General features: G+C 64.9%; 8 protein-coding genes and 1 pseudogene. 7 read left to right on the forward strand and 2 right to left on the reverse strand.

Features of this window, described 5'->3' with window-relative positions; translation table 11 throughout:
- On the forward strand, positions 1–593 hold a 593-nt coding region (locus tag G3N97_RS31365), incomplete at its 5' end, for an iron chelate uptake ABC transporter family permease subunit (RefSeq protein ID WP_205996834.1).
- A gap of 297 nt (positions 594–890) precedes the next feature.
- Positions 891–1,907, forward strand: a complete 1,017-nt coding sequence (trpS, locus tag G3N97_RS31370; RefSeq protein ID WP_065058832.1) for a tryptophan--tRNA ligase — start codon at positions 891–893, stop codon at positions 1,905–1,907.
- 64 nt (positions 1,908–1,971) lie between these two features.
- On the opposite strand, the gene dinB is transcribed toward trpS, so the two are convergent.
- The gene (gene dinB, locus G3N97_RS31375) at positions 1,972–3,126 is read right to left on the reverse strand and encodes a DNA polymerase IV (RefSeq protein WP_205996835.1); all 1,155 of its coding nucleotides are present in this window, start codon (positions 3,124–3,126) and stop codon (positions 1,972–1,974) included.
- A 358-nt stretch (positions 3,127–3,484) separates the two neighbouring features.
- On the opposite strand from dinB, the gene G3N97_RS31380 reads away from it, so the two are divergent.
- Positions 3,485–4,939 carry an MFS transporter gene (locus G3N97_RS31380; protein ID WP_205996836.1) on the forward strand — a complete coding sequence of 485 codons (1,455 nt, stop codon included), beginning with the start codon at positions 3,485–3,487 and terminating at the stop codon, positions 4,937–4,939.
- A gap of 21 nt (positions 4,940–4,960) precedes the next feature.
- On the opposite strand, the gene G3N97_RS31385 is transcribed toward G3N97_RS31380, so the two are convergent.
- The gene (locus G3N97_RS31385; RefSeq protein WP_346778150.1) at positions 4,961–5,956 is read right to left on the reverse strand and encodes a LacI family DNA-binding transcriptional regulator; all 996 of its coding nucleotides are present in this window, start codon (positions 5,954–5,956) and stop codon (positions 4,961–4,963) included.
- Positions 5,957–6,241: 285 nt separating this feature from the next.
- On the opposite strand from G3N97_RS31385, the gene G3N97_RS31390 reads away from it, so the two are divergent.
- The 4 genes and pseudogenes from G3N97_RS31390 to G3N97_RS31405 form a co-directional block, all read left to right on the forward strand.
- Complete coding sequence (locus G3N97_RS31390; protein WP_205996838.1) at positions 6,242–7,570, forward strand: LLM class flavin-dependent oxidoreductase; 1,329 nt, start codon at positions 6,242–6,244, stop codon at positions 7,568–7,570.
- 53 nt (positions 7,571–7,623) lie between these two features.
- Complete coding sequence (locus G3N97_RS31395; RefSeq protein ID WP_205996839.1) at positions 7,624–10,050, forward strand: TonB-dependent receptor; 2,427 nt, start codon at positions 7,624–7,626, stop codon at positions 10,048–10,050.
- Between the two features lie 101 nt (positions 10,051–10,151).
- On the forward strand, positions 10,152–11,066 hold the full coding sequence (locus tag G3N97_RS31400; RefSeq protein ID WP_346778149.1) for a sulfonate ABC transporter substrate-binding protein: 915 nt from the start codon (positions 10,152–10,154) through the stop codon (positions 11,064–11,066).
- 271 nt (positions 11,067–11,337) lie between these two features.
- Positions 11,338–11,698 (forward strand): annotated as a pseudogene (locus tag G3N97_RS31405) (energy transducer TonB); the annotation flags it as partial.

An 11,698-nucleotide genomic window follows, 5' to 3' on the forward strand; every position in this document is an offset into this window, starting at 1 on the left:
CCTTGCTGGCGATGCTCGCGCTCGCGCGCCGCAGCGGCTTCGCGACCGGGCAACTGCTGCTCGCGGGCATTGCGGTGGGCGCGCTGTCGCAAGCGGTGTTCGGGCTCGTGATCGCGGGCAGCGGCCCGTATGCGCCGCTGCTGCGCAATCTGCTGATGGGCTCGACCTATCTGATCGACGAGTCGCTCGCGGCGGGCGCGCTCGTGCTCGCGGTCGTGCTGATGGCGCTGACCTTGCTGTGCGCGCGCTGGCCCGACATCTTTCCGCTGGGCGCGCCGGCGGCGGCGTCGCTAGGCGTGCCGGTGCGACGCGCGCGGCTGCTGATCCTGCTGCTGGCGGCGCTGCTGAGCGCGGCGGCCGCGATGATCGTCGGACCGCTCTCGTTCATCGGCTTGATGGCGCCGCACGTGGTGCGGCGCATGGGCTTTCGGCGCGCGGTGGTCGAGCTGCTGGCGTCGGGGCTGCTCGGAGCGCTGCTGATGGTCCTGTCCGACTGGCTGAGCCGCAACGTGCTGTTCCCGCAGCAAATGCCAGCCGGGCTGCTGGCGATGATTGCGGGTGGCGCGTATCTGATGGTGTCGTTGGCGCGCTGAAGCGGCGGCGCTCCGGGTGGGATGGGGGGATTCTGGCAGAGGCAAAAACAATCGTTGCGCTGGCTGCCGACCGGACACGGTCGGCGTCAGGGTTTTTTCCTTCGATCGCCACCTACGCTATACTCTCCCCCCATGGAAACCAAACCGCTTTCGCTCATGTTGCACGGTTGGTGGCGCGCCTGAATCCGGCGGCCCGTTTCCCCACGCATATCGCGAACGTGATGCCGCCAGTCCTGGCGGCATTGTTGTTTTAGCGCGCCGAAGACTGGTGGCTCGATTAATGTGAGACTCCAGTCCATGACACAAGCAAGCCGTCCCACCATCCTGACCGGCGACCGGACCACCGGCCAGCTGCATCTCGGCCACTACATCGGCTCCTTGCGCGCGCGCGTTCAGCTTCAGAACGAAGCGGACCAGTTTCTCCTGCTCGCCGACGTCCAGGCGCTCACCGACAACGTCGGCCGCCACCAGAAAGTCACCGAAAACGTCATCGAAGTCGCGCTCGACTATCTCGCCGCCGGCATCGATCCCGCGAAATCGACCATCCTGATTCAATCGCAGGTGCCCGAACTCGCGGAACTGTCCCAGTATCTGCTCAATCTCGTGACGGTCGCGCGCCTCGAACGCAATCCGACCATCAAGGAAGAAATTCGTCTGCGCGGATTCGAGCGCGATATTCCGGCGGGCTTCCTGACCTATCCGGTCAGTCAGGCGGCGGACATCACGGCGTTCAAGGCCACGCACGTGCCGGTCGGCGACGATCAGTTGCCGATGATCGAGCAGACCAACGAACTGGTGCGCCGCTTCAACAACACCGTCGATCGCGCCGTGCTGGTCGAATGCGAAGCGGTGCTGTCGAAAGTCACGCGCCTGCCCGGTATCGACGGCAAGGCCAAAATGAGCAAGTCGCTCGGCAATGCCATCACGCTGGGCGCGACGCCCGATGAAATCACCAAGGCGGTGAACAATATGTACACCGACCCGAACCATCTGCGCGTGAGCGATCCGGGCCGCGTGGAAGGCAACGTGGTGTTCTCGTTCCTCGATGCATTCGAACCCGATGTGGCGAAAGTGGACGAGCTCAAGGCGCATTATCAGCGCGGCGGCCTGGGCGACAGCGTCGTGAAGCGCGTGCTCAACGAGCGCCTGCAAACGCTGATCGAACCGATTCGCACGCGTCGTCGCGAGCTGGAAGAAGATCGCGGCGAAGTCCTCGAAATTCTGCGTCGTGGCACGATGCGCGCGCGCGAAGTGGCGGCGCAGACGCTGTCCGAAGTGAAGGGCGCGCTGGGCCTGAGCTATTTCCAGAACTGAGCATGACGTGCCGCGAGCGCCGCATGAAAAGCGGTGCTCGCTTTATCGTTTCTGCTTGCTCGTTTCAGGGACCGAACGGCAATTCGCCCTGAATGGCGCCGTTAATCGGGCTGTCCGCCGAATAGCGTTCGAGCGCGCTCACGCGCACGCCAATCAGGCGGATGCGCCGATCGAGATCGATCCGTTTCAGACACGCGCCAACCGCGCGGCGAATGGCGGCAGTATCGCGCACGGCCGTCGGCAGCGAAATATCGCGCGTGACGATTTTAAAGTCCGCGAATTTGATTTTCACGCCCACCGTGCGGCCGCAATACCCTTTGCGCTCCAGATCCTGCGCAACGCGCTCGCATAGCTGCGTGAGCGCGGGCGTGAGCACGGCGCGGTCGCGCCCGACGTGCATGTCGCGCTCGAACGTGGTTTCGCGGCTCATCGATTTCGGCTCCGACGACACCACCACTTCGCGATCGTCCTCGCCATGCGAGACACGCGCGAGCCACGCCGCGTAAGTGCGGCCGAAATGCTCCTGCAAAAGCCCGAGATCGGCTTTCGCCAGATCGCCGATCGTGGCGAAACCCAGCTCCGCGAGCCGCTTGCTTGCGCGCGGCCCGATGCCGTTCACTTTCTTCGCTTCGAGCGGCCAGATGCGCGCTTCGAGGTCCGCCATCGTGAGCAGCGTGAGGCCGTCCGGCTTGTCGAGTTCGGAACCGATCTTGGCGAGCAGCTTGTTGGGCGCAATCGCGATCGAGCAGGTGAGGCCGGTTGCGTCGCGCACCGCGGCTTTGAGACGCGCGCCGATGTCGCGCGGCTCGCCTTCGACGTCGGTGAGATCGATATAGATTTCGTCGATGCCGCGATCTTCGATCTGCTCGGTGAAGGTGCGCACCGCGCTTTTGAACAGCCGCGAATAGTGGCGATAGGACTCGAAGTCGGTGGGCAGCAGAATGGCGTCGGGCGCGAGCTGCGCGGCCTTCATCATGCCCATTGCGGAAAACACGCCGAATTTGCGCGCTTCGTATGTGGACGTGGTGACCACGCCGCGCCCCACGTAGTCACGCAGACGCGCGAAGCGGCGCGTGCCGTCGGGCAGCGTCTCGGGCACGGCATTGCGCCCGCCGCCGATGACGACGGCCTTGCCGCGCAGTTCGGGATAGCGCAGCAATTCCACGGAAGCGTAGAACGCGTCCATGTCGAGGTGCGCGATGCGCCTTTCGTCTGGCATGCCTGATGTGTGAGAAATAGCGTTCGAACATTGAAGCCGCGAACGCAACGCGCTTCGAGCCAACGCCGCGCCGCGTCCGGCCGTGCGTTGCCCGTAACTGTACATTCATACAGTGTTTTTGTCACCTTGTTGGCGACTCCGCCAATGCAGCGGCAGCGCAGACAAACCGCGCGCAGTGAGGTGGAGACGTCGCGACGCAGCCTGCCCGCTATTCCTTTTATTCACCGCGCGATTAATCACGCTCGCCGCTTTGCATTCCTCGCGCACCGGGTAAGCATTCGCTAACTCGTTCGTTGTGCTGCACCCATGGGCCTCCTATAACTACGCGCTGTCATGGCCGTCATTCAAGGGGATTCCATTGAGCACGCTCGATATTGATTCAACTGTGTCGTCGCCGATTCGCTCAGCCAGCGACGTTTCACGCCTCATCAACACCAGCACCGCCCGCGCGAGTCACGCACGCGTGATCGTGTTGCTCGCGCTCGGCGGCGTTTTTCTCGATGCTTACGATCTCACCACGCTCTCGTATGGCATTCAGGACGTCGTGCGCGAATTCAACCTGACGCCCTCGCTGACCGGCATCGTCACGTCGTCGATCATGATCGGGACCATACTGGGTAGTCTCGTCGGCGGCTGGTTTACCGATCGTATCGGCCGCTATCAGGTCTTCATGGCCGACATGCTCTTCTTCGTCGTCGCGGCGATTGCCGCCGGGCTCGCGCCCAACGTCTGGGTGCTGATCGCCGCGCGTTTCGTCATGGGTCTCGGCGTGGGTATCGATTTACCCGTGGCGATGGCGTTTCTTTCCGAGTTTTCGAAATTCCAGGGCAGCGGCAATAAAGCTTCGCGGCTCGCCGCGTGGTGCCCGATGTGGTATGCGGCGTCATCGGTCTGCTTTCTGATCGTGTTCGGTCTGTATTTCTTTTTGCCGCAGGAACATGCGGGCTGGCTGTGGCGCGCCTCGCTGATCTTCGGCGCGGTGCCGGCGCTCATCATCATCGCCGTGCGCAGCCGCTTCATGAACGAGTCGCCGCTGTGGGCCGCGAATCAGGGCAAGCTCGACGACGCCGTGCGCATTCTGCGCGAATCGTACGGCATTCACGCGCATAAGGCCGACGAAGCGCCGCCCGCGAATCCGCAGCCGCCCGTGAGTTTTCGCGTGCTGTTTCAGCGCCCGTATCTGGCGCGCACGATCGTCGCGAGCGTGATGAATCTGTGCATTCCGTTCGAGTACACGGCCATTGCGTTTTTCCTGCCGTCGATTCTTTCGCAGTTTCTCGGCGCAGGCGTGTTCGAAACCATTTCGGCTTCGCTCGCGCTCAATGTGCTGTTCGCGCTCACGGGCGGCTTGCTCGGCATGCGGCTCGCGCATACGCGGCCTTCGCGGCATGTTGCGCTCGCGGGCTTCGCGTTGCAGTTCGTCGCGCTGGTGGCGCTCGCGTTGCTCGGGCATCCGCAGACGGCGCTGGGCATCGGCATTGCACTGGCCATGCTCGGCGCGTGGCTGTTCGCGGAGGGTTTCGGCCCGGGCGCGCAGATGATGATTTATCCGGCGCTCTCGTATCCGACGTCGATTCGCGGCACGGGGCTCGGTTTCGGCCGCGCGCTCACGGGGATCGGCAGCGCGGTGGCGCTGTTCGTGCTGCCGATCCTCAACGCGAAGCTCGGCACGGATATGTTCTGGGTTGTGGCGCTCGCGGCGCTCATTCCCATCGGCTTTCTTGCGCTCGTGAAGTACGAACCGACCGAGCACGATATCGACGATGAGACGGTGCTCGCGCGCGATCACGCGGAGCATGCCGAACACGCGTAAGCACCAGTGTTCACATAACGCTCACGTACTTTCGCGCACGACCAGTTCGCATGTGAGCGGCTTCGGGCGCCGTGGCGACGGCGCTTTTTCCTCCGCACTCGTTCCCTCGGCGTCGAGCCGCGCAAAGATCAACTCGGCGGCCAGCACGCCCATTTCGCGCGCGGGCGGCCGGATCGTCGTGAGCCCGGGCGTGAGCATCTCCGAAAACAGATAGTCGCCGAATCCCATCAACGCGACGCGACCGGGCACCGCAATGCCCGCGCGTTGCGCCGCGAGCAGCGCGCCCGAGGCGAGATTATCGTTGGCGAAGATGATCGCGTCGGCCGGCTGATCGCCTTCGATGAGCGCGAACAGCGCCTCGCGTCCCGCATGCGCGGGCTGCGCTTCTAGCGGCACGAAACAGCGCGGCTCGCGCCCGTGCTCGCGCATCACCTCCGCATAACCGTCGCGCCGCTCCATCGCGCTGAAGTCGCCCGCCGCGCTGTTCTGCACGAACGCGATGCGCCGGTAGCCGCGCTCGATCAGATGCCGCGCCGCCATGCGTCCCACCTCGGGGTGCGAAAAGCCGACTTGCCACGGCTTGCGACGCGGCTGGTAATCCCACGTTTCGACCAGCGGCACGCTCGCGCGCGCGAGCATCGCCTCGGTGCCGCGCGTGTGAAAGTGCGAGGTCAGCACGAGCGCCGCCGGCGACCAGCCGAGCAGTCCGCGCACGGCGCTCTCCTCCTGTTCCGCCGAGAAATAGCTCGACGCCAGCAGCAGTTGATAGCCGTGCGCCGTCACCGCGTCGCTGAAGCTCTGAATGGTCGCCGCGAAGATCGGCCCCGAGATGTTCGGGATGACCATGCCGATCACGCGGCTGTGCGCCGAGGCGAGTCCGCCCGCCACCAGATTCGGCACATAACCCAGCTCCGCCACCGCGCGCGCCACGCGTTCGCGCAACGCCTCCGACAAGCGCGCGGGCTCCTGAAAATAGCGCGAAACGGTGATCTGCGAGACGCCCAGATGGTTCGCCACGTCACGCAAGGTGACGCGCCCCGAGTTGCGTCGGTGCCGCGACGGCGTTTCATCCGTTGCAACGTGTTTAGTCGAATCCGGCATATGTTCCGCTGATTTCGTTATTTGACGCCTGCGCGCCGGGCAAAGGAAACTGCCGTCCATGTTAGCGCTAACCAGCGCACAAGCAAAGCGATTCGAGCGCGGCTCTGCCCGAGTGACAATCTGGCGGTCATCGCAGACGCGAGTCGGTTCGACGTGTCGGGCGATGGGCGAAACGTATCCGCAAAATTAGTGAGGAGTTCGATGAAACGGCAGTTGCATCTCGGCGCGTTCCTGATGGAGACGGGTCATCATCTGGCCGCATGGCGGCTGCCCGACGCGCAGGCCGACGCGGGACTCGATATTCGTGCGTGGATCGAACTCGCGCGCCTCGCCGAAGCCGCGTGCTTCGATGCGCTGTTCGTCGCCGACAGCGTCGCCGCCAATCTCGGCCCCGGCGCGGACCGCGTGGCGCGCGCCGACCGGCTCGACCCGCTCACGCTGCTGCCCGCGCTCGCCGTCGCGACGCAACGCATCGGCCTGATCGGCACGGCGACGACGAGCTACAACGAGCCGTATCACATCGCGCGCAAGTTCGCGTCGCTCGATCACATTAGCGGCGGCCGCGCGGGATGGAATCTCGTAACCACCGATAACGCCGCCGAGGCGCGCAACTTTGGCCGCGCCGAGCACTACGCGCATGCGGATCGTTACGCCCGCGCGCAGGAATTCCACGAAGTCGTGAGCGCGCTGTGGGATAGCTGGGGCGACGAGAGTTTCGTGCGCGACAAGGCGAGCGGCGTTTACTTCGACGCGCAGAGCGTGCGTGCGCCATGGCATCGCGGCACGCACTTTTCGGTGGACGGTCCGCTGAACGTCGCGCGCGCGCCGCAAGGGCGGCCCGTGGTGGTGCAGGCCGGATCGTCGCCGCGCGGACGCGAACTGGCCGCGCGCACGGCCGAGGTCGTGTTCACGGCGCAAGCGGATTTCGCTTCGGCACAGGCGTTTTATCGCGATCTGAAGCAGCGTGTCGTCGATGCCGGGCGCGAGCCGGATGCGCTCAAGATCATGCCGGGCGTTTCGGTAATCGTCGCGCCGACGCTCGTGGAAGCCCAGGCGCGCGAGGCGCAGTTGCAGGCGCTCGTGCATCCCGAAGCGGGCCTCGCGCTGCTCGAACGCATGCTCGGCAACGTCGATCTGCGCGGCGTCGATCTCGATGCGCCGCTGCCCGCGCTCGCGCCGACCGAAAGCGGTCAGCGCAGCCGCCAGGATCTGCTGACGTCGCTGGCGGGCACGCACGGACTCACGGTACGCGAGCTGTATTTGCGCGTCGCGGCGGGCCGCGGACATTTCACGCTGACCGGCACGCCGGAGACGGTCGCCGACGCGTTGCAGCACTGGTTCGAAAACGGCGCGGCCGATGGCTTCAACGTGATGGCGGCCGATCTGCCGGACGGACTCGCGCGCTTCTGCTCGCTCGTCGTGCCCGAATTGCAGCGACGCGGGCTGTTCCGCACGGCGTATCGCGGCACGACGTTGCGCGATCACCTGGGCCTCGCGCGACCGGTCCGCGCGTCGAACGTCGCGCATTAAACACGGCGCGCCACGCGCCACACAACAACAAACCTTCTCACACTCGCTACGCCATGAACGCTACTTCCACGCCGCGCCGGGTCGCCGGACGCGCCACCTCGCTTCGTCATTCGACTTCGCATCAGCGCCGCACACGCGCGGCGCGCGGCACGTTGCGTGCGCCGCAAAGCTGGATCGTCGGTGCGTTCTGTGCGGCGAGCGTCGTCGCGCATGCTGCGCAACCGGCTGAGCCCGCGTCGGGCGCTTCGGCTGCATCGGCGGCCACGGCGGAATCGGCGCAATCCGATCCTGTGAAGGCTTCGTCGTCGCGACCCACGGCGTTGCCGACCGTGACCGTCACGGCGACGCGGCGCAACGAGTCCGCGCAGAAGGTGCCGATCGCGCTCACGGTCGTCAGTGGCGCAGAGATGGAGCGCGCCGGCAACAACACGGTGCAGTCGCTCGTGACGGCGGTGCCGGAACTCACGTTCAAGCCGTCGCTGTCGAGCAAGGACACCACGCTGACGATTCGCGGCGTCGGCACCAATTCCACCTCGCCGGGCGTGGAGCCTTCGGTGTCGACCGTGATCGACGGCGTGGTCTACGCGCGTCCCGGCCAGGCGACGCTCGATCTGCTCGACGTCGATCACGTGGAAGTGCTGCGCGGCCCGCAAGGCACGCTGTTCGGCAAGAACGCGACCGCCGGCGTCATCAACATCGTCACGCAGGATCCGACGAAACAGCCGCGCGGTTATATCGACACGCAGTTCTATCAAGGCGGCGAGCAGCGCATTCGCGCGGGCGTGGAAGGCACGCTGCTGCCCGGCCTGCTGACCGGTTCGTTCACGGCGCTTTACGGCCGCTACGACGGCAACGTGAAGAACGTTTATAACGGCGAAGAAATCAACGGCTACAACCACAAGGGCTTCCGTTCGAAATTCGTGTTCACGCCGACGAACGACATCAAGGCCACCGTCATCGCCGACTATATGTACGCGCACGATTCCTATGCGGCGGGCGTGATCGGCAAGGCCACGAGTTCGATCTATTCGACGGCGCTTTCGCCCGTGGTGCCGAGCCTGCAGAACCGCGAAGTGAATTATCCGTACGGGCCTTCGGTGGAGGATACGAACTGGGGCGTGTCGGCGCAGGTGGACTGGAAACTGGGCGGCGGCTATACGCTTTCGTCGATTTCAGCGTATCGGCAATGGCTCAACCAGCAGCGCACCGACGAAGCCTGGGTGCCGCAGGTGTATCAGCAGATTCCGAGTTCGAACGATCGCGGCGATCTGGGCTTCACGCAGCTCTCGCAGGAGTTGCGCCTGACCTCGCCCAAAGGCGGATTCTTCGATTACGTCGCGGGCCTGTATGCGCTGCACACGCAGGACAACGAGCACTACAACCGCGCCGTGGTCACCTGCACGAACTCCACCTTGCCGAGCATCGCGAGCGGCTTGACGCCGTGCGCGGCGGGATCGTCGACGCTCACGCCGACGACCGGCGACGCCGTGTTCGATACGCTCACGAACAGCTTTGCGGCCTATGGCGAAGGCACATTCCACTTGAGCGACCGCTTGCGGGTCGTCACAGGACTGCGCGTCACGCACGACGAAGTGGGTTACGACTTCGCGCGTACGTCGACATCGACGGCGGCGGTGTCGGGCATCAATCCGTCGTTTTCGTCGTCGGGCTGGACCAGTGCGAACGGTGTGTCCGGACGCGCGGGGCTGGAATTCGATCTGACGCGCGACGTGATGCTCTACGCCATGTACTCGCATGGCTACAAAGGACCGGCGTTCAACGTGTTCTTCAACATGCAGCAGCGCGATACGCCCGCACTCAAGCCCGAACAGTCGAACTCGTTCGAGATCGGCGCGAAGATGCAGACGCCCGATCATCGCTGGACCGCGAATATCGCGCTCTACGACACGCATTATCAGAACTATCAGGCCAATTACTACGACACGGTCGCGGGCCAGGTCGTCACGCGGCTCATCAATGCGGGGACCGTGTCCACGCGCGGCGTCGAACTCGATCTCGGCGCGCGTCCGCTGCGCGGTCTGAGCCTGACCGGCGGACTTGCGTTCACGGACGCGCATATCGACGAATTCAATTGCCCCGTGGGCGCGCAGGCGAGCTGCAACGTGAATGGCAAGACGCTGCCGTTTTCGCCGACCTTCAAGGCGAATCTCTCGGCCGACTATCGCCGTCCGCTGTGGTTCGGGCCGGAGCTGGAGGTGTACGCGAATTACTTCTGGCAGAGCCGCGTGCAATACGACCTCGCGCAGTCGCCGAATACGATTCAAGGCGCGTACGGCATTCTCAATGCCAGCGTCGGGCTGAATTTCGACAACGGCTGGCGCGTGGCGCTGATCGGCAAGAACCTGCTCGACAAGCAATATGTGAGCGTGATGGCGACGGGCTCGGGTTACGTGACGATCGGCGTGCCGCGCGATGCGGACCGCTATTTCGGCATTCAGCTTCGCAAGGACTTTTTCTGATTACGTGCAGGGAGGTTTCATCGATGCAAACGCACGCGCAAACGCTGATGCATATTTGTTTTAACGCCCTGAGGCGCTGGCGGCGCGCTGCGGCACTCGCGGTGGCGATCTCGCTGTCGTTCGCCGCGCACGCCGCTTACGCTGGACCGGTCGTCAATATCGGCTATCAGAAGGGCACGCCGCTCACCTTGCTCAAGGCGCGCGGCACGCTCGAACGCACGCTCGCGCAGAAGGGCTACGCGGTGCGTTGGACCGAGTTCGCCGCCGGGCCGCCGCTGCTCGAAGCGATGAACGCGGGCGCGATCGACATCGGCTATACGGGCGCGCCGCCGCCGATCTTCGCGCAGGCGGCGGGCAGCCGACTCGTCTATCTGGCCGCCGAACCGGCCGGGCCGCAAAACGAAGCGTTGATCGTGCGCGCGGGTTCGCCGCTCAAGCACGTTGCCGATCTCAAGGGCCACACGGTGGCGCTCGCACGCGGCTCCAGCTCGCACTATCTGCTCGTGGCGGCACTCGCGCAGGCGGGCTTGCGCTACGACGACGTCAAGGTCGTGTTCCTCTCGCCCGCCGATGCGCGCGCGGCCTTCGACAGCGGCCACGTGGACGCATGGGCGATCTGGGATCCGTATCTGGCCGTGGTGCAGCAAGCCGAACCGACCCGCACGCTCGCCGACTACGGTTCGGGCATCGCGCAGCCTTACAGCTTCTTTCTCGGCGCGCCCGACTTCGTGAAGGCGCATCGCGATGTGGTGGAAACGGTGTTGCAGGCGGTCAAGGAAGGCGACGCGTGGGTGCTCGCGCATCGCGACGAAACCACGCAACTGATTGCCCGCGAAACCGGCGTGCCGCCGCCGGTGGTGACGTACTTTCTCGCGCGCTCGCGTTTTGGCGTGCTGCCGCTCGACGACACGATTCTCGCGAGCCAGCAGCGGGTCGCCGATGTGTTCTTCGCACAGAAGCTGATTCCGCGCGCCGTGAACGTGGCGCAGGCCGCCGTGCGCGTTGCGGTGCCGTGACGCAGCGCGATGACACGCCTTCGCGCGCAAGCGTTTCGATCGCAGCGATCACGCCCATATTCAGCGTTATCGCAGCGGTTCGGCCGTGGCAATCACATTAAAAGCCAATCGATGAGCCGACAACCATAACGTTATTCGAATTGCTTGGTTAAGCGCCGCGCGATGGCCGGGTAACCTTCTGAACGTCGACTCGACAGCGAAGCGTCGGCTGCGCGAAAGCCGCAGATGCAGTAACGAATTGAATGACTCAGGTAAGCGAACGGAGTGGTGTATGTCGCAGGGAACAGCCGCAGCAGACCGCTGGTCGGGGCGGCCGAAACAATACGGCGCGAAGCAGCAAAGCCCGGCGCGCCGCTATGGCGGTATCGCAGCAGTCCTGCTGCTGCACGTCGTGCTGATCTGGGCGCTGCTCAACGGTCTCGCCACGAAGGTGGTGCAGATCGTCCAGAAGCCGGTGGAGACGCGCATCATCATGCCCGTCAAGCCACCTACGCCCGCGCCCACGCCGCCCGCGCAACCGGTCGTCAAGCAGCCGCCGCCGAAGATCAAGCGTCCGCCGCCGTTCGTGCCGACGCCCGAGGTGCACGTGGCCGCGCCGCCCGCGCCGACCATCGAGCATCAGGCCGCGCCCG

The organism is Paraburkholderia sp. Ac-20347 (assembly GCF_017104805.1).
Taxonomy (GTDB): Bacteria; Pseudomonadota; Gammaproteobacteria; order Burkholderiales; family Burkholderiaceae; genus Paraburkholderia; species Paraburkholderia tropica.